This is a genomic window from Rhodobacter sp. 24-YEA-8, assembly GCF_900105075.1.
In the GTDB taxonomy this organism is placed as follows: Bacteria; Pseudomonadota; Alphaproteobacteria; order Rhodobacterales; family Rhodobacteraceae; genus Pseudogemmobacter.
The window spans coordinates 158,523-180,375 of record NZ_FNSK01000004.1; the positions used below are offsets into that span (position 1 = coordinate 158,523).

Consider the following 21,853-nt stretch of genomic DNA (forward strand, 5'->3'; position numbering starts at 1 on the left):
GATGCAATCTTATCTTCCCTATATCCCGCTCCTTCTTGAAGGTCTGGCCGTTACCCTGCAGATCTTCGTATTGGCGACCCTTCTGGCAGCCGCTTTTGCAATATTTGCCGGTTCGGTGCGTTTTGTCGGCCCGGCCTGGGCCAGATGGCCTGTGGCATGTCTGGTGGAATTCTTTCGGGGCACCTCCTGCTTCGTGCAGCTGTTCTGGTGCTTCTATGCTTTGCCACTTTTCGGAATAACGCTGTCGCCTTTCCTGACTTCGGTTGTCGTTCTGGGGCTGAATGTCGGAAGCTTCGGATCCGAAGTGGTGCGCGGTGCTCTTGAAGCGATCCCGAAAGGGCAAATCGAAGCTGCACGTGCGCTGAATTACACCACTCCCCGGGCCTTTCTCCATATTCTGTTGCCCCAGGCCATGCGCATCGCAATCAAGCCTTCGGCAAATATGATGGTGGATCTTCTTAAACTGACACCGATCACCTCGCTGGTTACGGTCTCTGAGTTGACTCGAAATGCCATGGTGATGCGAACCCAGACCGGCAGCACGATGAGTACGCTGCTTTGCATCTTCGTGATCTATTTCATTCTTGCCTCGGCGATCTACTGGGTCATGAACCGCGTCGAGGCACGCGTGTTCCGCAGCCGCACAACAGAGGACGAAAAGGGGCGCGTTGCAGCATGATCTGGAATAATGAATTCGCGATCTCAATTCTGCCAAAACTTCTGCAAGGCCTGCTTACCACCATTCAGGCGACATTCCTAGGGTCTTTGTTGGCTCTTGTGCTGGGCCTATTGCTGGCACTGGTTCAACGGTCGCCGAAAAAAATCATCCGATCAGCCGGGTATGCTGTAACAGAGCTTCTGCGAAGGACGCCGCTTCTCGTGCATCTTTACCTTCTGTTCTATGCGTTTCCTGAAGTCGGCGTGGTGCTGAGCCCGCTTACGGCAGGGGTGCTGGCGCTTGGGCTTCACACTGGATCCTATATGGCAGCGGTGTATCAATCTGGCATTGAGGCTGTTCCGAACGGACAATGGGAGGCCGCCAAATCCCTCGGATATACCCGCTCGCGGATATGGACAAAGATCATCCTGCCACAGGCAATTCCGATGATGATACCGGCACTTGGCAATTATATCCTCCTTATGTTCAAGGAAAGTGCGATCCTTTCGGTGATTGCGGTTCCCGAGGCGATGCAGGCAGCCATGTCCATCGGTAGCCGGTCCTATCGCTACTTTGAGGCGGTAACTGTGGTCGGGATTCTCTATCTCGTGATCAGCCTTCCTATTGCAGTAGTGCTGCGGCACCTGGAATCCAAACTGGCGATCAAACGCCAGTAATAAAATCTCGTCAAAAAGCCAACAGGAGTAATCATGACACAGAAAGCCAAAGCCGGTATCATGACCGCCATTGCCACAATCAGCCTGATGATTTCCGGTATCCCGGCTGTTGCCGAGGGCAAACTGGAGGCCATTAAATCGGCCGGAGTGATTCAGATGGGCGTGGCAACAGAGCCGCCTTTCTCAGAGCTGAAGGCCGATGGCACATTGACCGGGGCTGACCCGGATGTCGCACGACTTGTATTCTCAGATCTTGGCAATGTTGATCTGAACCCTAATGTGGTGGACTGGGGCGCTCTTATTCCTGGTCTTATGGCAAATCGCTTTGATGCGATCGCGACCGGCCTGATCATTACGCCTGATCGTTGCAATGCGGTGCTGTTCTCTGAGCCGGTCCTGTGCATGGCGGAAGCCTTTATCGTTCGTAAGGGCAACCCCAAAGCGGTGACAACATATGAAGAGCTTGTGGCAAGCGATGCGATCTTCGCCGCCGTTTCCGGGACCGAAACAAGCCGTGCGCTGTCATTGGGTATGCCAGAAGACCGCATCATGCTGGTTCCCGATATTTTTGCTGCGGTCGAACTGCTGAAAAGCGGGCGCGCCGATATTATCGGTTTCCCCGATGTCACGCTCTACCAGGCGATGAAATCGCTCTCGGAAGACGAATATGAACTGCTTTCAAAGGTCGAAGGCGAGCCGGTTTCCTGCACGGCTGCGGCTTTCAATCCGGCAAATCAGGATGTCAGGGATTTCTACGACTCCCGCATGGTGGCCTTGCGGGAATCGGGGGAGCTGCAAAAGATTCTCTCTGCCTATGGTTTTGACCCCGATCTGCCGGCCACGCTCTCGCGTACCGATCTTTGCGGTGCTCCGAACTGAGCGCATTTCGCCCGGACCTGTCGGGTCCGGGCTCCCTTCATCTCCCTGCGGATTTCCAATGCCCCTTCCTCCCCTCCCGGATGCTGAGCGCCTGACCAGATGGGCGCAGGCCTTCGCCCGTTTCCCTAGCCCCCAGACCGGGCTTTTCGAGGCAGAGCCTCAGGTTCAGGCCTTCCTTGCCGGTCCGGTGAGCGCCGTTCTGGATGAGTGCGGCCTGAACGCCCGCCGGGATGCGATGGGAAGCCTGATCGTTGATATCGCGGGATCCGAGCCCGGGCCTTCGCTTCTTGTGATGGCCTATGCCATGACCCATCCGGCGGCGCGGATGGAAGACCCCTATGAGGCGCGGCTTATTGACGGAGGCACCCGCCTGCGCGGGCGCGGCCTTGCCGAGCAGAAAGGTGCCCTTGTTGCGGCAATTGCGGCGGTGGCGGCGGCAGCGCCTGCGATCACAACGGGCCGGTTGGTTCTTGTCATCTCGTCCGCTGGTGAGACCGGGCGCCATGACGCTGCACGGGCTGCCCTTACCGAGCTGGATTTCGTGCCCGATGCTGCGATCATTGCCATTGGCACATCGGGCCGCCTTGCCCTGGCCAATAAGGGCAGGATCGACGTTGATATCTGCGTCCGGGGGCAGGCGGCGCATTCCTCGACCCCATGGGCGGGCGTAGATGCCATCACGGGAGCCCGCCAGGTGCTGGACCGGGTGCTGGCGCTCGATCCGGGTGACAGGGCGCATCCGGGCCTTGGCCGGGCGACACTGGTTGCAACTTCGATCCGCTCGCTGCCCGAGGCGACCCATACGATCCAGGACGAGGTGAACCTGACGTTCGACCGCCGCCTTCTGCCGGGCGACGATGCTGAGGATGCCTTTGCCGCCATCGCATCGGCCGCCGCAATCGGCGCGCCCTGGCAGGTCGAGGTCTCTCGCGGCCCGCATATGTTTCCGGCCGAGATTGCCCCAGATGGCCGGCTGGCCCGGGCGGTGGCAGCGGGCTGCCATCTCGCCGGCCTTGCGCCACCGGAGCCGTTCTTCTCGGATGGTGCGCTTGATGCCGGGCTTTTTCATTCGCTGGGGGCCGAGGCTGCCATGTGGGGGCCGGGCGACATGTCCCTCTGGCACTCGGCCGAGGAGACAATCGCGCTTTCGGACATAGGCGATGCGGCGCGCGGCTATCTGGGGCTGATCCGCACCTGGCTCGCGTGACCCCTCGCAGAGGGAATGCGCATCCGTGCCGCATGACCCATGCCCAAGACATGCACGGATAAGACTAAAACCGGAGTTAAGAATGCTTTCTGAATTCAAACCGCTGCGCGTCGGCCTGGTCGGATGCGGAGGGATGGGGATACGCCACGCACGCGCAGTCTCCGGGATGCGCGCCCGCGGATGCGCGGTTGTCGAGATCGTGGCGATCTGTGACGCTGAGGAAGGCCGCAGGGAAGTGGTTGCCGGGCTGATTGCGAAAGATGGTCGCCGACCGGCGGAATACGCGGATCCGGCAGCTCTTTTTGCCGATCCGAATGTAGAGGCCGTGGATATCGTGCTGCCCACGTCCCTGCATCACGTGATGATCCTTGAGGCGCTGGCGGCAGGCAAACATGTGCTGGTCGAAAAGCCGCTCGCGCTGACTGTCGCGGCATGCGACCTGATCGTTGAGGCGGCAGGGAGCACGAATCTGGTCGTGGCGGTTGCCGAGAATTATCGCCGCATCGCCAGCAACCGGGCGGTGGCTGGCCTGATCCGCGAGGGTGCTTTCGGGCCGCTTGATGCGATGTATGCGCGAAATTTTGCTTCGCCTGAGCCGCCGGTCAAGGCGGGAGAGTGCCCGGTTGCCGCTCCGCCCTGGTATCGTGACCGCCGCAGCGCCGGCGGCTATCATGTGCTGGAAATTGGCGTACATGAGGCTGATCTTCAGCACTTCTGGTTCGGCCCGGTCCGCAGTGTCGAGGCAAGAATCGGCTTCTTCTCGCGGAAGCGCGACAATCAGGCCTTTCCCAGCGAGGATCTGCTGACCGCTTCTTTCGGTTTCGACGGCGGCTTTACCAGCCATATCGATTTTTGCTCGACCATTCGCGGCTATGAAACCGCAGATCGCTTGCTGATCGGGCGGGAGGCTGTGGTGAGCAGCAATGCCTGGCATGCCTGGCAAGGCGGCGAGGTCCGCTTCGAGGATGGCCGGCGTGAGGCGCTGGACCGGATGATCGCGACCTGGATTGACCAGCTTGCGCCGGAACACCGCGCCCAGGTTCTGCCCCATGGGGCGTGGATCGAGGATTCGGAGGCGCTGGCAACAGAACCGCTGACCTATGGCGTCGGGCTGGCGATCCATGACTTTGCCCGTGCGGCGCGCAGCGGCACCCAGCCGGAAATCAATGCCGAGCAGGCGCGGCGCGCGGTCGCAACCTGCTGCGCTATGCTGGAATCCGCCGAGCTCGGGACCCGGGTTGATGTTGACGATGTGTTGAGCGGCGCGCTGCGCGCCGGACAAGCGCCCCTCAACCAGGCAATCGGATTGGCGTGATCATGACCCTTCAGCATCAGCTTACCGGTCGTTTTGCGGTGGTAACGGGCGCGGCACAGGGGATCGGTGCGGAGATTGCCCGCTCTTTGCAGGAGGCGGGGGCCAGCGTGCTGGGGCTTGACCGTGAGGCCGGGCCGGATTGCATTGCCTGCGATCTGGCGGATCCCGGGCAGATAGCGGCAGCTGCGGCTGAAGTGGTGACCCGTTTCGGCCGCGTTGATATTCTGGTGAACAATGCCGGGGTTAATGAAAAACGCGGCCTTGATGAGATCGATCTTGCCCATCTGGACCGGCTGATCGGGATCAACCTGCGGGCACCGATCCTTCTGACCGCCGCGCTCGCCCGGCACATGGCTCCGGGCGGGCGAATCATCAATATTGCCTCGGAGCTGGCCTATACCGGGCGGGCCTGCGGCTCGGTCTATGCCGCGACCAAGGGCGCGATGCTGTCGCTGACGCGGTCCTGGGCGCGTGAACTTGCCCCCGGCATTCTGGTCAATGCCGTGGCACCGGGGCCGGTTGATACCGGGATGCTTGGTTTCGCGACCCTGCCGCCGGAACGGCGCGCCGCCGAGACAGACAATCCGCTGGGCCGTATCGGCGAAGTGTCCGAAATTGCGGCAACGGTGCTGTTTCTCTGCGGTCCGGGCGGAAATTTATATACAGGTCAATGCCTTGGTCCGAATGGTGGCATCGTGATGACCTGAGGCTGCCACCGCTAATCATAGCAAACAGAGGGAAAAATGACGGAAAGCACTGCGGTCAGGATAGAACTTGCAACCCGAGATAACTTCGCCCCCTTCGGGCATCTGATCTCACCCGAAGACGGTATGCCCGATTTCGCGGGTCCGAATTATTCGACCTGGCGCTATCCGCTTCACCTCGGTGGAACCGCCGATCTGACCATGCTGCGCCACCAGTACCGGCCGGTGGTCTGCGCGCGGCTTGAGCGGCATTCGGAAATTACAGAACTCCGGGTTCCGCTGGATCACCGGCCGTCGATTGTCTTCCTCGCCGCCACCCCGCATGAGCCATCGCCCGCTGAGGTTCATGGCTTTCTGGTGCCGGGGGATTGCTCCATCCTGATCGCGCGTGACTGCTGGCACTCCTCTTCCTTTGCGACAGATCCCAGAGGGGCACAGTTCATCCTGATCTCGGATCGGGAAACCGAGGCAGAGCTTGAAGAGGCCGGGCTGGACGGCACACCGGCCATCCGAACTCAGGTTCTAGACTGGACCGGCAAGGCCTGCCTTGTTCCGGATTTCGGGTCGCTGGGCAAAGCTTTCGACAGGTTCCGCTAGCACGAAATCCAGTGGCGCGCAGCACGCCTGCCCTTTCGAAAAGGGTCTGCTTCGGTCCTGTTACTGGCGGAACGATGTCTTTACAACAGGCGAAAGGGAAGGGGCCGCCGCATGGATATCCGCTGGCTACAGGATTTTCTGGCTCTGGCCGAATTGCGCAGCTTTACCCGCGCGGCCGAGTTTCGGAGCCTGTCACAGGCTGCCTTTTCGCGCCGGATGCAATCGCTGGAGCATTGGGTCGGGGCAGAGCTGGTTCGCAAGGGCTCGCAGCCGGTGCAGCTGACCGAGGCCGGTGCGCAGTTTCGCGAAGAGGCGCGTGGCACGGTTGACCGGCTGCTGGAGGCGCGGGCCAGCGCAAGGGCAAGCCTTTTCGAGACACGCACCCAGATCCGTCTCGCCATGCCTTCGGTGCTGGCGCGCAGCGATTTCCGACGCGTGATGGAGGGGCTGCCGCTGGCAAAGGATCTTTCCTTTGCCGTGATCGTCGGCACCACAGCCGAAGTGACCGCGCGTTTTATCGCGGGGGACGCCGATCTGCTGATCGCGCATGATTCCCCGGCGCTTCCCTCGCATGAGCGGATGTTGCAACTGGACCGGCTGGTCCTGCGTCGCGACCGCTTTCGCCCCTATGCCGCAGCCGGGCGGGGTGATTTCGGCTTTCCCGGCACGCGCCAGCAGCCCTTCCCGCTGATCGGCTACGGTATGCGCGCCTATTTCGGGCAGCTGCAGGAAGAATTACTGAGCCGGACCGGCATACGCTCCAGTCATCGCCTGGTGGTGCAATGTGACATGTCCGACATTTTGCGCGAGGCGATTGCCGCAGGTTACGGCATCGGCTGGCTGCCTGAAAGCGCAGTCGGGGGTGAGACGGGACTCGTGCCGGTTGGCGGCCCGGAATGGGAGTTACCGATGGAGATCTGTGCCTTCCGGCCGCATCGCAGCCCGTCTGCACTGCTCGGGCGGGTCTGGGCGGCGCTGGCGGCAGAGGCCGGTTGAAAGGGCCTTGCATGGCTCATGCAGCATTTGCATTGGACGGCGGAAGGACGGCGCGCCCATCATCGGGCATATCGTAACCGAACAGTCATTCGCCGGACCTGACATGATGCAAACCACCCGTATCGAAGAAGACAATCTCGGAAATCTCGAGCTGCCTGCCACTTGCCTCTGGGGCGTGCATACCGCGCGCGCGGTTGAGAATTTCCCAATCTCGGGAATACCGCTGGCGGATTTTCCTGAATTCATCCGGGCTCTCGCGCAGGTGAAGCAGGCGGCAGCGCGTGCAAATCAGCGCCTTGGTGTCCTTCGCCCGGAGAAGGCGCGCGTGATCGATGAGGTCTGCGACGAGCTTATTGCCGGGCGCTGGCACGAGAGTTTTCGCGTCGATATGATCCAGGGCGGCGCCGGCACCTCGACCAATATGAATATGAACGAGGTCATCGCCAATCTGGCGCTGTTGAAAATGGGCCATCGCCCCGGCGATTACGCGCATCTGCATCCGAATGACGATGTGAACCGCTCGCAATCGACCAATGACGTCTATCCTTCGGCCATGCGGCTGGCCATGGTTGCGCAGTGCGCGGCGCTGAAGGCGGCACAGTTGCGGCTGGTTGCGGCGCTGGATGAACGCGCGCTCGCTTTCGCGCAGATCCGCAAGATCGGGCGCACCCAGCTCCAGGACGCGGTGCCGATGACGCTGGGCCAGGAATTTGCCGGTTTCGCCGTCACCATCCGCGAGGATATCGCCATCATCGAGCGGCTTTCGCAGCTTTTGCTTGAGATCAATCTGGGTGGCACCGCCATTGGTACAAGGGTCAATACGCCCGAGGGCTATGCCGAAATCGCCGTGACCGAACTGGCGCAGATCTCGGGGCTGGAGGTAAAGCTCGCGGGCGATCTGATCGAGGCGTCATCAGATACAGGTGCCTATGTCACCTTCTCCGGGGCGCTGAAGCGGATCGCGGTCAAACTCTCGAAAATCTGTAATGATCTGCGGCTGCTCTCGTCTGGTCCGCGTTCCGGGTTCATGGAAATCCGCCTGCCCGCGATGCAGGCCGGATCCTCGATCATGCCGGGCAAGGTCAATCCGGTGATCCCCGAAGTGGTCAATCAGATCGCTTTCCAGGTGATCGGCAACGATCTCACCGTGACCATGGCTGCCGAGGCGGGGCAATTGCAGCTGAACGCATTCGAGCCCATCATCGTGCTTAATGTACTGCAAAGCATTCGTATCCTGATCCAGGGCATGGATGTGCTGACTGCGCGCTGCATCAGCGGGATCGAGGCGAATATCGCACAATGCGAGGGTGCGCTGGAGAACAGCCTTGTTCTGGCGACGATGCTGGTTCCGCATATCGGTTACAGCAGGGCCGCAAGCATCGCCAAAGCCGCTCTGGCCGATGGGAGCACTGTGGCGGAAACGGCAGTCCGCCTGGGGTTCATGACATTGGCAGAGGTCGAAGCGGTGTACCACTGAACAGGCGGTATGCCGGCCCTGAGCGTTGGGCTGCCCCTGTTCCTGATCACACGGGCCCGCCTGTTCATGACCTTTCCTGCGGTTTTCATCACGGCACTCGCCGGGCTGGCGCTGCCTGGGACCATCGGGCGGAACCTCACCACGGCGAATGTCCGGTTTCCGGGCATTGGCGGGGCCATTTGGGGGGCTGCCGGTCAACCGTTCTCCTGTTCGCGGCGGAGGAGGGCATATTGCATGGTGTTCTCATAAATCGGCTGGCCTGCCGCATCGCTGGTGAAGGTGGCAAATTCGACGAATGTTCCCTCCTGCCGCATCCCCAGCCCTTCGCAAAGCTGGCGGGAGCGGGTTTTGTGATCCTCGACACAGGCATAGAGGCGGCGCGCCGCGGCAGTGCTGAAGAAGTAATCGAAAAGCGCCCGCGCCGCTTCAAGAGCAAAACCCCGGCCCGCGAAGGCCGGGTTAAAGTTCCAGCCGATCGAGACGGTGTCGGGCTCTTCCGCCTCGGGATGGGGGAAGAGATCCCCGATCAGCTGACCTGTACCTTTGAGCGCGACGGCGATCTGCTGATCATCACCGCTGCGCGTGGCGGTCTCTGCACGGGCCGCCGCCAGATCTGCCAGTCTCAGATCCAGAAAACAGCTGGACACCGGGGCCTGGAGATAGGCGAACAGCGCCTCTGCGTCACCCTCCTGGAAGTTGCGCAGGATGAGGCGTTCGGTCTCGATCGGTTGCATGATACATGGGGTATTTACGGCGCGCGCCGCTCAGTGTGCCGGTGATCCGGCAGGTTTGCGGTAGCTGGCGAGGGCGATGTAAACCACCACAGACAGGATCAGGACGGCCGAGGTGCTAAACAGCAGCGAACGGGTCTGCGTGTAGGTGGCCTTTCCGGTCTCGATCAGGGCGGTGCCCTGCGCGCCACCCAGCTCACTCGCCACGATATAGCTGTCGCCGATGCTGCGGGCGGCTCGTGCTGCGAGAGCGGGCGGCAGGGTCGCGGGCAAGTCGATGGCGCGGCTGAACACGCCGGAGATGAAGACGCCAAAGAAGGTGATGCCGCCCTTGCTGGCCTCGACCGAGCCCATGATCGCGATGGACGAGGCCGTCCGCCCGATGCTGAGAGTCAGGCCAAGTACGGCCAGCGCCGCGGGCACCGTGATGCCGGGGTCTGGAAATCGCTCTGCGCGATACAGGCAAGTGCCGCTGCTGCAATGGCCAGAGACAGGCTCGATACCAGCACATATTGCAGCTATTGCGCCAGCGTCAGCTCTGCCCGGGCGCACCCGGCCCGGTTACGGCAAAGTTGCGATACCAGCAGTCAGACACCAGTGTCGCACAGGCCCGCGTGCTATTTCAGGCGTGGAAGTGGTGCGCACGCCTGACCCGGGCGCCCGACGTTGCAGACCAGAACGGACGGCCGGGAAAGGCCGGTCGGCAATTGCGGCAGGGCCGCAGCGCCATGCCGCATTGACCTTCCCCGGCGTCAGGAGATAGCGGTTTGGGTATGAGGTCGCATCGGACAGGCTGGCTGCGCAATTTCGCGCTTTGGGTGCTTTTCGCGCCGTTTTTGCTGACCTCGCTGATTGCGCCGGGTGTGATGCCGGTGCGTGATGCCAGCGGTGTGCTGGTGCTGGTGATCTGTTCGGCCGAAGGGATGACAGAGATCGCCGTCGACCCGCTGACGCTGGAGCCGCTTGCGGCCGGAGACATTCCCGCACCGGAGCATAAAAGCGATCACTGTGCCTGGGCAAATGCCCATGTGCCTCTGGTCCTTGTCCCACCGCTGCAGAGCCCTTTGTTGACCGGTCAGGCCCGGGCATCTGAGCTGCCATCGCTGCCTTCAATCCTTGCGATTGCCAGAGAGACCGGCCTGCCTCCGGCAACCGGACCACCCGTTTCCGTCTGACGTTTCCCTGAACAGAAACTCTCAGAACGGATATATCAGATGATGACTGCAACCGGCGGGGCCAGGACCCCGCAGGCAGCTTTGGCTGTCGCCCGGAATACGACCCCCACAGGAATTCTGCAGGGAGAGGCTGCATGACTGCCAGCCTTTCTTCGCAGAACACAGCCACCCGCGCCGCTGCGCCCTCCGGCCTCTATCGTGCGGTCTGGCGCTGGCATTTCTATGCCGGGCTGCTGGTGCTGCCCTTCCTGATCACGCTGGCGGTGACCGGCGCGCTCTATCTCTTCAAGGACGAGATAGACGGCTGGCTGCATGCCGATCTGAAACATGTGCAGATCGGCGAGGCGGCAACACTGCCCCCGTCAGAGCTGGTCGCCTCGGCCCTGCGGGCCGTGCCGGGGGTTGCGGTGAAATACACCGACCCGCCGCGTGAGGACATGTCGGTCGAGATCACGGTGCAGACCGAAGACCGGGGCCGTCTGGCGGTCTATATCGATCCGAGAAGCGGCGAGGTTCTGGGCAGCCTGCCCGATCGCGGCACCATCTCATGGACGATCAGATATCTGCATTCGCTGAAGTTCTTTGGCCAGGGGCCACGCATGCTGATCGAGATCGTTGCGGGCTGGACGATCCTGCTGGTGGCCACCGGGGTCTGGCTCTGGTGGCCGCGCGGGCAAAAGGGTGGCGTCGTCACCATCCGGGGCAGCAGGCAAAGGCGGGTGTTCTGGCGTGACCTCCATGCCGTGACCGGCATCTTTGTCGGGGGTTTCATCGTCTTTCTGGCGCTGACCGGCATGCCCTGGTCCTCGGTCTGGGGGGACAAGGTCAATCAATGGGCCAATGGCAGTAACTTTGGCTATCCTGCGGGGCTGCGCATAGACGTGCCGATGTCGGATGAGCATCTCGGCCATGTGGCAAAAACCTCCTGGTCGCTGGAACAGGCGCAACTCCCGGAAAGCCTGCCGCCGGAAGGCCCTCCGGGCGCCATGACGATGGAGCCGGTCGGCCTCGACTTTGCCATCGGGGCTTTTGACGCCCTTGGCCTGCATCCGGGCTATGCCGTCAGTCTGCCGCAATCCGCATCCGGGGTCTATTCCGGCTCGGTTTATCCCGATGATCTGACGGCGCAGCGCGTGGTTCATCTGGACCAGTACAGCGGCGCACCGCTGATCGACATGAGCTATGGTGATTACGGACCGCTGGGGCGCGGCCTCGAATGGGGGATCAATACCCATATGGGCCAGACCTATGGCCTTGCCAATCAGATCGTGCTGCTGCTGGCCTGTGCCGGGATGGTGCTGCTTTCGGTCTCGGCGGCGGTGATGTGGTGGAAACGCCGCCCTTCGGGGTCGCTCGGGGTGCCGCCACTGCCGGCAGAGCGCAAAGTGTTCATCGGCCTCTTCCTGCTTCTCGGGATTGGGGGCCTGCTGTTCCCGCTGACCGGGCTGTCGCTCGTGGTGATGATCGGGCTGGATCTTCTGTGGCAGCGGATCGCGGCAAGGCGGCCCCCAACCGCCCTCGGATAAGCAAAGACCCCGGGCGTGCGCAGAATATCGGCACGCCCGGGCCCGGGTGCAATGTCCGGGTGGCTGTTCCGGGCCCCGATCCGCCGGACAACCTGACAGAGCCCCTTCGTGCAGGGCTTTGACCGTCCGGCGCGGAAAAGGGGGCCGGTCAGGGCGATTTACATGGGGATAGTCAGGCTGTTTTCATCGCCCATTCCGAGATGCGTTAGAGGGTCTTACCCCAGCAGTTCATCGGACACACCACTCCAGAGGCGCAAAGCGCCAGGCATGAGTTCAAATCCGTTGCCCTTCAGCCATGTCAAAGCTCTGTCGTGATAACCCGGACATAACGGGCTGTTCTTCTGCGTGAGGATCGTGACCCGAAGGGTCGGAGACAGCTGTCCCCGGCCATCCGGTGCTCATGGTGCTGATCGTCGAAACAGGGAACACCTGGAACGAAGGTCCGTTCAGGCTCTGCGCCGGCGCAGCACATCAAGCCCTGCCGCGAGCACCAGAACGATCCCGGTAACCATAAGCCCCATTTCGGCCCTGGCATTCATCAGAATAAGGCCGTTGGCGAGCATTCCCAGCAGAACCACCCCAAGCGCCACCCGCAAGAGCGACCCACGGCCACCCGCAAAAGGCACACCTCCCAGCAGAACTGCGGTCAGCACACTCAGTTCCATCCCGATGCCAAGCGTTCCCGATGGCGCTGAGTTGATCCGTGCGATGGTCATCAGCGCTGCAAGGGCAGTTGCGAGACCAACTGCAACATAAAGCCAGATCGTCGTGCGCGCCACACCGATACCAACCAGAAAGGCGGCTCGCTCGTTCACACCCAGTGCAATGGCATGCCGGCTCATGGTCGCGTAACGCATGAAGATCAGCCCGAGGATCAGCACTGTCAGCATGATCCAGGTCAGGACAGGCAGTCCCAGCACCCGGCCATAGCCAATCCAAGTGAAGGCCTCGGGAAAGCCAAAAAGCGGGTTGGGCGACAGCCATTGTGCGAAGCCGCGAAACAGGGTCAGTCCGCCCAAGGTCACGATGATCGGCGACATTTTCAGCGCGCCGACCAGCACGCCGTTGATCAGACCGGTCAAGGCCCCCGTGCCGAGGACAAGCAGGACCGTGCCGGCAATCCCCAGATATGGAAAGGCGAGGCCCGCAATGACCGAGAACAATGCCAGTTGCGATCCGATGCTCAGATCTACCTTACCCGCCATCATCAGCACCGCAAAGGGAATGGCGATAGTCATCAATGTGGCAATCTGCACCGAGATGCTGATCAGATTGTCCAGCGTCAGAAAGACCGGGGACTGCAGGGTAAAAAACAGTCCCAGCATCAGGACGGCAAGCGGCAGCGCAGCCATTCCGACAGGGCCGGAAAGGTTGCGACGCGGCGCCGCTGCCGTGGTGGATGCAGACGTTACCGGCGGGGTTTGGGAAATCGTCATCGGGCAGCCCCTTCCTGTGCCTTGACCTCTGGCAGCGGCGGCGCCTCGATGGTTGCGGCAGTTTCGGTCTGATGCGTGTATTTATGGGCATACTCAACGAGAAGCCCGGCGGTGATGTCTTCGTCCATGCAGGCCACCTGGCGCCCTCTGGCGAGGATGATTGCCCGGTCACAGAGGCTGGCAATCTCTTCAGGGTCGGAAGAGGCAACCAGAATGGAGCCCCCTGTTGCTGTAAAGCGGCGCAGCAGTTGATAAAGATCTTCGCGGGCACCGATGTCGACGCCCTGTGTCGGCTCATCCAGCAGAAGCACACGGATACCGAGATCCGGGAACAGCCAGCGTCCCATCATCAGCTTTTGTGCATTGCCGCCGCTGAACAGATGGCCGGCCTGACCAGGCAGATTGGGGCGCAGCTGCATGAGGTCAGCTATTTCAGCGAACAGGCGCTTCTGACGGCGGGCACCGCCCGCAAAATCGCCGAAATGCGGCATAAGCAGGTTTTCCAGCGCAGTCAGCTCTCCGAAAAGACCTTGCTCCTTGCGATCGGATGCGACAAGCGCCAGTCCGGCCCGCCGCGCCGTTCCCGGGTCTTTCGGCCGTATTTCGCGGCCTGCGAGGCAGCGCCGCCCTGCCTGCTGTGGTCGCACGCCTGCAAGGCTCTCCAGAAGATCCGTGCGCCCCGAGCCAAGAAGGCCGTAAAGCCCGATGACCTCACCCGCATGTAATTGCAAAGTCACCGGGCCGGTATAGTCTGATCGGTAATCCTGCAGGTCCAGAACAACCGGGGCCTTTGCCCGCCGGGCCGAAACCCGGGTCGTGGCCGTGGCCAGATCCGGCGCGATTGCCTGTGTGATGGCGCTGTGTGAGGCTTCGGAAGCGGAGCGGGTCCAGATCACGCGACCATCGCGCAGGATCGAGACCACATCCGCAATGAGGGCAATTTCATCGATAAGATGCGTGACATAGATGACCGCCAGATTCTCGACATGGGCGAGATGGCGCACCACCCGGTGCAAGGCCTCCATCTCGCGGGTCGAAAGGGCAGCCGTTGGTTCGTCAAGGATCAGCGCCTCGGGTTCAAGATGCAGGGCGCGGGCAATCTCGACCAATTGCCGTTCACCGACACTTAGCGTTTCGAGCCGCGCTTGCGGGTCAAGGCTGACGCCCAGCCGGGCCAGCAGCTTTGCTGCTTGCCGGTTCTGCTCTTTTGTCTGCACCCGGCCCAGAGATTTGATTTCGGCGCCGAGAAAGATGTTATCTGCAACCGTCAGTCCCTCAATGACCTGGAAATGCTGGTATATGATCGCAATCCCCTGGTTTCGCGCTTCCATGGGTGTCAGAGCGTGGTTGAGGCGGCCCGCGATGGTGATGCTGCCCGAGCCAGGCCTGACCGCGCCGGACAGACATCCCAGAAAGGTGGATTTTCCTGCCCCATTTGCGCCGAGAAAGGCGTGAATCTCGCCGCGCCGGAACGTCAGGCTGAGCCCCTTCAGCACGTCATTCGCGCCATAGGATTTCCGCAGATCGCGGATCTCGATCATATCGGTCATCGGTTCTGTCCTGTTGGCGGATGCACCAGCCCTGCCCGGGCCGGGCTGGCAAAGAGGGTCGTGCTGCTCAGTCAGTGAAATTCGCCAGCAGCTGATCCAACAGTTCCTGATCGGCCTTGCTGGCCAGAACCGTCGGCGTATAGGCAAAGCTCGGCCCGCTGGCATTGATCGCATTCAGCGCCAGATTGACGATGTTCTGTCCAAGATCGCTGACCATCAGCGCTGAACTGGCGCGGTAGCTGCCGCCCTTGTCGATCTCGACCAGCGCTTCATAAGATCCGTCCTGGCCCCCGACGAAAAGCCCCGCGGGGTCCTTGCCGGCCATCACGATGGCACGGTTGGCGCCAAGGGCGGCATCATCATTCAGCCCGATGATGATGTTGAGATCGGGGTGCTGGCGCAGGACGGCCTCGGCGATCGTCAGGCCAGAGGCCTGGTCAGCGGAATCCTGCATCGCGACAATGGTGATGCCGGCTTCGGCAAAGCGGCGTTCCACCTCGGTCCAGCGCGGCGCGACAGAGGGCAGGCCGGTCAGTGTGGTGACCAGCGCTTTCGCATCGGTGATGCCATTGGCTTTGGTCCAGTCGATTGCGGCCTGGGCGATCAGTTGCCCCGACTGGGCATGGTCAAAGCCGACAAAGCCATCGGCCCCTGCCATCGGGCTGACATAGGTCAGCCATCTGATCCCCTTTTGCTGTGCCTGAGCTTGCAGCGGCTTCAGCGCATTCTCGTCAATCGGTGTAACGATGATGGCGTCCACGCCAATGGTGATCCAGCCCTGAACCGCATTGATCTGCGCCTCGAGATTGTTGGCCTGGGTATTGTCATGCATCACTTCGACGCAGCCCAACTCTGCCGCCCGCGCATCGGCAAAACCACGCAGACGCCTCACGAAGGCCGCTTCAGAGACGGAATGGCTATAGGCGATGGTATAGGTCTTGCCACCCGCGCAGGCATTGGCGGTGGTCTCGCGCAGGAGGGATATTTCCACCAGTTCAACCGCTGCCACGCCATGTGGTGACGCGGTTTCGGCCCTGGCAGGGGTAACTGAGAGCCCGGCAGACAGGGCGAGCAGAGAAATGGCAAAAAGGAGCTGTCTTGGCATGGGGAAGGGTCCTCCAAAAGCGCTGTTGGGGTCGTTTCTTGTTATTTTGCCCCGCAGCCTCGTTTTGGGTTGCGGCGGGTTCGGTTTAAGGGGGGCGGATCGATCCGCCCCCCTTGGTCAGCCATCAGCCTTTGCCTGGCCCGGCGAAGTCGCGCAGCACATTGGTGAGCATCCGGGCCAGCGGATTGTCAAAACCGTTCCAGGCCACCGCGCCGATGCAGGCGATGGAACCTGCTGACAACACCTCGCCACCACCTTCGGTACGGAAATAGACGATATCGGCCCGCACCATGTCAGGGCGGTGCACACCGTCCTGATTGGGGGAGGTCAGCGTCGTGTCCTCGATCACCAGCTGGTATTCGCGCCCGAGCGGGGTCGAAGTGGCAAGGATCTCGGCATGGGCAGGGCTGCCCTGGTTCAGATCGAAGCGGTCAACCTCATCGGCCACCGCGCCGCCAAGGATATAGCCCTGATCGCCGATGATCTCTTCTTCGATCCCGACAAAGAAACGACTTCCCTCTCCTTCGTAGGACGCCGGCAGCCGTTTGAAGGCGGCGGCGCGGCCCCAGCCTTCGGCGGCAAAACCGATCCCGGCAATCATATTCGGTGCCCGGCCACGCAGGCGCCAGATCCCGCCCAGTTCGGCCGTAGAGGCATGGCGCCTTTCCCCGAATGGTGCATCCCAGCTGCGGGTCGATCCATTGTCGCGGCGGATCTCCATCACCCAGGGACGGTCGGGGAAACGGGTGGTGACCCAGTAGAAGCCGTTGCCGCCGAGATAGATCATCCTGCCCTGGCCGCCGAGCCAGGATTGCAGCGCATGAAGCGCGCCGCTTTCCCAGTATTCAGGATGCGAGCCGGTCACCACAACCGAATACCTGTCGAGAAGCGTGCGGCCTTCAATCTCAAGCAGTTCATCAGTGGCGACGTGATAGGGAATGCCAGCCTGTTCCAGCCATTCGATATAATAAAGATCGGTGGCGAAGTGGCGGTAGCTGTCGGTCAGCCAGCTGCGGGCGGTGGGTCGGGATGTCACGAGCGACCGCCGCGCACTTGCATAGCGCGCGGGGGTGCCGTCGCCGTGGGTGTCATAGACCGAGCGGCCAAATCGCGGATCCGACAGAACCTCACGTATTTCGGGATCGACATCGAGCTGATGCTCCATCGCGAATGACAGGTCCAGCGTCGCCAGCCGGTCATTGCCATAAGCGAGGTAGGTATTCGTCGGCACGAGGAACAGGACCGGCGCGCGCTCTCCAGCGGCGGCGGCGAGGAAAAATGGCACTTCGACGCGCTCTTTGCCGTCATCAAGCTGCACGGCATAGACACCGCTGCGCAGATCGGCCGGCAAGGTGAAGTCCAGATCATAGTCCCAGCCCGCATCCTCGACATCATCGTCATGGAACTGCAGCGCCTGATACTGATCCGGTCGGTCAAGACAGGATTCCGTCTCGCCGTTCCAGTTGCGGCCGGTGACGGCCTTTTCGGCGCCGTTGAAGATGCGACCCGCAGCGGCCTGTCCATGCAGTGCGGCGATCCGCACCGTTCCCCAACCGGCATCGTGATCGGGGCCGAGAGCCCAGGCGGCCAGCGGGCGCTCCCCCGGCAGATCGCCACGCCCGGCCAGAGCCAGGCCGGGATCACTCAGTGCTCCTGCATAAAGGCGTGGCAGATCGACCTTGCCATTGAAGGGCTGCACAGGTGCCCCATTCGCATGATGCCCCGCCGCCGAGAGCATCAACGCCGGGCCGTTCAACTCACCCCCGGCCTTTCCGCTGACCTGGACGGGTGCGGCTGTGGTAAAGCCTTTTGACTGGCGCAGATCCATCACGATATCGTTGCCTGCGACCCGCACGGCCACCGAGTACCAGCGTTTCGCGGTCAGGCGCAGCGACGAGGAAACCGATCCGTCGCGTCCGGTCACCTGCAACCGACCTGCAACAAGTTCCAGCCGGAAATCGCCCAGGCTCCAGATGGTTTGTGGCGTTTCGCGATCAGGGGCGGCAGGCCAGATCCAGCAATGGACCGTAAGGTCAGACGGGAGCCCCCCGGTCAGTGGCAATTCCGCCCATGAGCCGACTGCGGTATCCTGCACACGACCGGGAAGGGTTCTTTCCAGATGGGCCGCGTAATCCTCGACACGAAGGGCCCTTTCATCCCGCGCCCCGGGCCCGCCGACAAAGCGGACGAGTTTTGCCCGCACTTCTGGCTGTTCTGTACTGATGGCCAGCCGGGCAGTATCACCCGCCCGCAGCGTCCAGTTCTCAAAATATCCGTGAAGCGGCATGGCATTCCTCCTGTGGGTAGCGAGCTGGCAGACATGTGCCCCGGGTGGCAGTTCCCGTTCAGGGTCAGATCCCTGTGCCAGCCGGCGGATCGTTCCTCTTTCTTATGTGCCCCGGCCTTCGGGTCGCATGGCATTCAGCGGCGCGCGTTCAGGATGATTTCCTGTGCCATGCGATCAGCGGCGATATGGGGCGCGATATTCTCGCGCGCGGCCCGTTCCAGAACCTCCAGCGTCGTGCCACGGATGATCGCTGCGCGACGCTTGCGTTCTTCCATGCCGACCGTCTCACCCTGGAGCGGGATGCCCAGGACCCCCCCGGCATTCACCACATAATCGGGGCAATAGATGATGCCCTGATCCTTCAGGCGCTGACCATCGGCCGGGGTCTCAAGCTGGTTGTTCGCGGCCCCCGCGATGACACGGGCGCGGATTTGCGGGATGGTGCGGGCATTCAGCCCGGCTCCCATCGCGCAAGGGGCGAAAACCGCTGCTTCGACCATATGGCCCGTACCGGCAGGAACCGTGCTCGCACCAAAGCGGCGACAGGCCTCTTCGGTCTTTGCCTTGTCGATATCCGAGACGACGAGCCTTGCTCCGCCTTCGGCGAGGTGGTGCAGCAGGTCCATGCCGACCGCCCCCAGCCCCTCGACCGAGATCACCGCATCTGAAAGCGGAACCCCGGCAAATTCCAGCCCCGACTGAATGCCAAGCCAGGTGCCAAGGGCCGTTACCGGCGAGGGACTGTCGCCCGCACCAAAACCAAGATTGCGCACATGTGCGGTCCGTGTCGCGATGATTTCCATATCGGCGGGGGTACTGTTGGAATCCTCGGCCGTGATATATGCCCCGCCCAGGCGGTCGACCTGATCGCCGAAAGAGGCCAGCCGCTCCGGCGTCTTGCCGTTTTGCGGATCGGCGATCAGCACCGCCTTGCCACCGCCAAGCGGCAATCCGGCAAGAGCGTTCTTGTAAGACATGCCGCGCGAGAGCCGCAGCACATCACGCAGTGCCGCCGCATCACTTTCATAGGCGCGCACCCGGCACCCTCCAAGCGCAGGGCCGAGGGTTGTGTCATGGATTGCGATAATGGCGCGCAGGCCAGTCCTGGCATCGGCGCAGAAAACGATCGATTCATGGTCGTCGAATTCCGGATGATCGAAACAGGCCATCGGACCCTCCCCTGTTGACGGTTCTCTGGCTGGGGGCGTCTGCCTCCCCGCCAGAGGCTCTGTTCACATCCGCATCAGCAGGCCGCCATCGACCGGCAGCTCGGTGCCGGTGATATAGCCTGCGGCATCCGACAGAAGGAAAAGCGCGGCATTGGCCATATCCTGCGGGGTGCCGATCCGGCCAAGGGGGGCATAGGCCGCAACCGCCGCCAGGGTTTCATCATTATCCCAGCGGGCCTGGAGCGGCGTGACCGTCATGCCCGGACAAATCGCATTCGAGCGGATGCCTTCCGCCGCCAGCTGCATTGCCAGCGATTTCGACAATGCGCAGAGCCCGGCTTTCGACGCCTGATAGGCGTCCTGCGGATTGGGGTCGCCGCGATACCACTGGATGGTCGAGAAATGCACCATCGCCCCGCCGCGCCCGGTCTTGCGCATGAACGGCACTGCCGCGCGTGCGGTCAGAGCAGGGGCGGTCAGGTTGATGGCAAAGACCTGATCCCAGACAGCCATATCCATCTCAAGCACGGATCTGTCGCGCCCGAACCAGAGAACCCCGGCCACATTGGCCAGGTAATCGATGCCGCCATGCGCCTCGCCTGCACGGGTGATCGTGTCCGAGATAAAGGCCGGATCGGCCAGATCGCCGGTATAATAGGTCAACCGTCCCTCATGCCTGGCAAGGCTTTCGGGCTGCGGCTTGAGATCAATCGCCGTCACCGCAGCGCCCGCCTCCAGCAGCGAACGCGCGATGGCTTCGCCCATGCCTCCACCGGCCCCGGTGACGACAGCATGTCGCCCGGTAAAGTCGTAAGTGATCATTCTGTAACTCCCGGAGGCCGTTATCTGGGCCTTCATTCCTTGATTGGATCGAGCCTGAAGCCGTTTGAAATGAAAATCAAGCTGAAATAGAAAAAAGTTGCTAAAATAGAAATTTTACGATTGGATTGCGAAAATTTGGAAACTCAACAGGGTCTGACATGTCTCAGGATGGCTTCGCCGTGGTCTCTCCGGTCGATGGATCGGTTTATCTGCAGCGCCCCTATGCCCGTGCGGGCGAAATTGCAGAGCGGATGATCGCAGCGGAAGCCGCGCGCAAGGCATGGCGGCGGGTGCCGCTTGCTGAACGTGGTGCGATCCTTCTTCGCTTTGGCGAAGAGATGAAGGCGCGCGCAGGCCAGCTGGCTGAGGCGGTGACCTGGGGGATCGGGCGCCCGCTGTGGCAGGCGGATGAGACGCCGCGCCTTGCACTGATCGGGGAATTGCTGACGGTGGCGGCCTCCGGCACGCTGGCGGATACCGAGTTCCAGTCTGAAAGCGGCATTCAGCGATTTACCCGCCCGGTGGCCAGCGGGCTTCATCTTTCGATCTGCGCATGGAATTACCCGACCGCGATGCTGGGCTATCTGGTCAGCCAGCCGCTGCTGGCCGGGAATGTGGTGATCCTGAAGCACTCGCCCCAGGTGCCGCAGATCGGTGAACTGGCCGAAGAGGCATGGCTGGCGGCGGGCGGCATGGCGGGGGCCTTCCAGTCGCTGCATCTGTCACACCAGGACGCGGAAGCCCTGATCGCGGCAGGCCGCTTCCAGGCGGTGAATTTCATCGGCTCGGTTGCAGGGGGCAAACGGGTTCACGCGGCGGCGGGTGGCACCATGACCAGCGTGCATCTGGAACTGGGCGGCAAGGATCCGACCTATATCCGCGCCGATGCCGACATCGACCGTATCGTCGGTGACATTGCCGAGGGCTGTTTCTCGAATGCAGGGCAAAGCTGCTGTTCGGTCGAGCGTATCTATGTCGATCAGCGGATCGAGGCGCGCTTTACCGAGGCCCTGCTGGCCGAGGCCACGAAATGGACCATCGGTCACCCGGTCAGTGACAAGGCGATGCTGGGGCCGGTGGTCAGCATGGCGGCGGCAGAGCGGATCCGCGGCCAGATCGCAGCGGCGGTGGCGGCGGGCGGGCGGACCCTCCTGAGCGTCACCGGAGATATGGGCGGCGCGGCATATGTTCCGGCGATGGTGCTGGCGGGTCTGGATCATTCCATGTCGATCATGCGCGACGAACTGTTCGGGCCCGTGGCCTGTATCCAGACGGTATCGGGCGATGACGAAGCCATCGCGCTGATGAACGATTCCGCTTACGGGCTGGCCGCGAGCATCTGGACCTCGGATACCGAACGCGGTCTGGCGCTTCTGGATGAGGTCGAGGCGGGCACGGTCTATCTGAACCGTTGTGATCATGCCGATCTTTACCTGCCCTGGGGCGGCGTGAAGGATTCCGGTCTTGGCCGTACCAATGGCCGCGTCGGCCTGATTGAGACGACCGCCGCGAAATCTTTCCACGTGCGGACCCTGGACTGAT

Annotated in this window: 20 protein-coding genes and 1 other annotated feature; of the genes, 12 read left to right on the top strand and 8 right to left on the bottom strand. The window is 62.1% G+C overall.

Going from position 1 to position 21,853, the window contains the following annotated elements:
• Position 1: 1 nt before the first annotated feature.
• From ehuC to BLW25_RS21165, 9 genes are all read left to right on the top strand, one after another.
• A complete protein-coding gene (ehuC, locus tag BLW25_RS21125) occupies positions 2 to 679 on the top strand; it encodes an ectoine/hydroxyectoine ABC transporter permease subunit EhuC (protein ID WP_092903861.1) in 678 nt (225 codons plus the stop codon).
• The gene (gene ehuD, locus BLW25_RS21130; protein WP_092903863.1) at positions 676 to 1,335 is read left to right on the top strand and encodes an ectoine/hydroxyectoine ABC transporter permease subunit EhuD; all 660 of its coding nucleotides are present in this window, start codon (positions 676 to 678) and stop codon (positions 1,333 to 1,335) included. Before ehuC ends, ehuD begins: the two co-directional genes overlap by 4 nt.
• 33 nt (positions 1,336 to 1,368) lie before the next feature.
• Positions 1,369 to 2,214 carry an ectoine/hydroxyectoine ABC transporter substrate-binding protein EhuB gene (gene ehuB / locus BLW25_RS21135; RefSeq protein ID WP_092903865.1) on the top strand — a complete coding sequence of 282 codons (846 nt, stop codon included), beginning with the start codon at positions 1,369 to 1,371 and terminating at the stop codon, positions 2,212 to 2,214.
• 58 nt (positions 2,215 to 2,272) lie between these two features.
• Complete coding sequence (locus BLW25_RS21140; protein ID WP_171909692.1) at positions 2,273 to 3,421, top strand: M20 family metallopeptidase; 1,149 nt, start codon at positions 2,273 to 2,275, stop codon at positions 3,419 to 3,421.
• An 82-nt stretch (positions 3,422 to 3,503) separates the two neighbouring features.
• On the top strand, positions 3,504 to 4,736 hold the full coding sequence (locus BLW25_RS21145; RefSeq protein WP_092903869.1) for a Gfo/Idh/MocA family protein: 1,233 nt from the start codon (positions 3,504 to 3,506) through the stop codon (positions 4,734 to 4,736).
• A gap of 2 nt (positions 4,737 to 4,738) precedes the next feature.
• Positions 4,739 to 5,443: an SDR family NAD(P)-dependent oxidoreductase gene (locus BLW25_RS21150; protein WP_092903871.1), complete on the top strand. Its 705-nt coding sequence runs from the start codon at positions 4,739 to 4,741 to the stop codon at positions 5,441 to 5,443.
• 36 nt (positions 5,444 to 5,479) lie between these two features.
• Complete coding sequence (locus tag BLW25_RS21155; protein ID WP_092903873.1) at positions 5,480 to 6,037, top strand: ureidoglycolate lyase; 558 nt, start codon at positions 5,480 to 5,482, stop codon at positions 6,035 to 6,037.
• A gap of 111 nt (positions 6,038 to 6,148) precedes the next feature.
• Positions 6,149 to 7,033 carry a LysR family transcriptional regulator gene (locus BLW25_RS21160; RefSeq protein ID WP_092903875.1) on the top strand — a complete coding sequence of 295 codons (885 nt, stop codon included), beginning with the start codon at positions 6,149 to 6,151 and terminating at the stop codon, positions 7,031 to 7,033.
• 106 nt (positions 7,034 to 7,139) lie between these two features.
• Positions 7,140 to 8,510 carry an aspartate ammonia-lyase gene (locus BLW25_RS21165; RefSeq protein WP_216279459.1) on the top strand — a complete coding sequence of 457 codons (1,371 nt, stop codon included), beginning with the start codon at positions 7,140 to 7,142 and terminating at the stop codon, positions 8,508 to 8,510.
• A 194-nt stretch (positions 8,511 to 8,704) separates the two neighbouring features.
• On the opposite strand, the gene BLW25_RS21170 is transcribed toward BLW25_RS21165, so the two are convergent.
• A complete protein-coding gene (locus BLW25_RS21170; protein WP_092903879.1) occupies positions 8,705 to 9,244 on the bottom strand; it encodes a GNAT family N-acetyltransferase in 540 nt (179 codons plus the stop codon).
• 30 nt (positions 9,245 to 9,274) lie between these two features.
• Entirely contained in the window at positions 9,275 to 9,664 is a 390-nt protein-coding gene (locus tag BLW25_RS21175; RefSeq protein ID WP_092903881.1) for an MFS transporter, read from the bottom strand.
• A gap of 350 nt (positions 9,665 to 10,014) precedes the next feature.
• On the opposite strand from BLW25_RS21175, the gene BLW25_RS21180 reads away from it, so the two are divergent.
• Together BLW25_RS21180 and BLW25_RS21185 are read left to right on the top strand one after the other, a co-directional pair.
• Positions 10,015 to 10,416 (top strand): DUF2946 family protein, encoded by a 402-nt coding sequence (locus BLW25_RS21180; RefSeq protein ID WP_092903883.1) that lies wholly within the window; start codon positions 10,015 to 10,017, stop codon positions 10,414 to 10,416.
• A gap of 134 nt (positions 10,417 to 10,550) precedes the next feature.
• Positions 10,551 to 11,942: a PepSY-associated TM helix domain-containing protein gene (locus BLW25_RS21185; RefSeq protein WP_092903885.1), complete on the top strand. Its 1,392-nt coding sequence runs from the start codon at positions 10,551 to 10,553 to the stop codon at positions 11,940 to 11,942.
• 35 nt (positions 11,943 to 11,977) lie between these two features.
• Positions 11,978 to 12,035 (top strand) — a sequence feature (sul1 is cis-regulatory element that is thought to sense ions involved in sulfur or methionine metabolism; They are found in Alphaproteobacteria).
• A gap of 353 nt (positions 12,036 to 12,388) precedes the next feature.
• On the opposite strand, the gene BLW25_RS21190 is transcribed toward BLW25_RS21185, so the two are convergent.
• The 6 genes from BLW25_RS21190 to BLW25_RS21215 all read right to left on the bottom strand — a co-directional run bounded on the left by BLW25_RS21190 (position 12,389) and on the right by BLW25_RS21215 (position 20,311).
• Positions 12,389 to 13,378, bottom strand: coding sequence for an ABC transporter permease (locus BLW25_RS21190; RefSeq protein ID WP_092903887.1), 990 nt, complete (start codon positions 13,376 to 13,378; stop codon positions 12,389 to 12,391).
• Complete coding sequence (locus BLW25_RS21195; protein ID WP_171909693.1) at positions 13,375 to 14,928, bottom strand: sugar ABC transporter ATP-binding protein; 1,554 nt, start codon at positions 14,926 to 14,928, stop codon at positions 13,375 to 13,377. The genes BLW25_RS21190 and BLW25_RS21195 overlap by 4 nt, the downstream gene beginning before the upstream one ends.
• A 67-nt stretch (positions 14,929 to 14,995) precedes the next feature.
• Positions 14,996 to 16,033 (bottom strand): sugar ABC transporter substrate-binding protein, encoded by a 1,038-nt coding sequence (locus tag BLW25_RS21200; RefSeq protein WP_092903891.1) that lies wholly within the window; start codon positions 16,031 to 16,033, stop codon positions 14,996 to 14,998.
• Positions 16,034 to 16,157: 124 nt separating this feature from the next.
• Positions 16,158 to 18,320, bottom strand: a complete 2,163-nt coding sequence (locus BLW25_RS21205) for a N,N-dimethylformamidase beta subunit family domain-containing protein (RefSeq protein WP_092903893.1) — start codon at positions 18,318 to 18,320, stop codon at positions 16,158 to 16,160.
• Between the two features lie 134 nt (positions 18,321 to 18,454).
• The gene (locus BLW25_RS21210; protein WP_092903895.1) at positions 18,455 to 19,489 is read right to left on the bottom strand and encodes a Glu/Leu/Phe/Val family dehydrogenase; all 1,035 of its coding nucleotides are present in this window, start codon (positions 19,487 to 19,489) and stop codon (positions 18,455 to 18,457) included.
• Positions 19,490 to 19,552: 63 nt separating this feature from the next.
• Entirely contained in the window at positions 19,553 to 20,311 is a 759-nt protein-coding gene (locus BLW25_RS21215; RefSeq protein ID WP_092903897.1) for an SDR family NAD(P)-dependent oxidoreductase, read from the bottom strand.
• Positions 20,312 to 20,469: 158 nt separating this feature from the next.
• On the opposite strand from BLW25_RS21215, the gene BLW25_RS21220 reads away from it, so the two are divergent.
• A complete protein-coding gene (locus BLW25_RS21220) occupies positions 20,470 to 21,852 on the top strand; it encodes an aldehyde dehydrogenase family protein (RefSeq protein WP_092903899.1) in 1,383 nt (460 codons plus the stop codon).
• Position 21,853 lies beyond the last annotated feature (1 nt).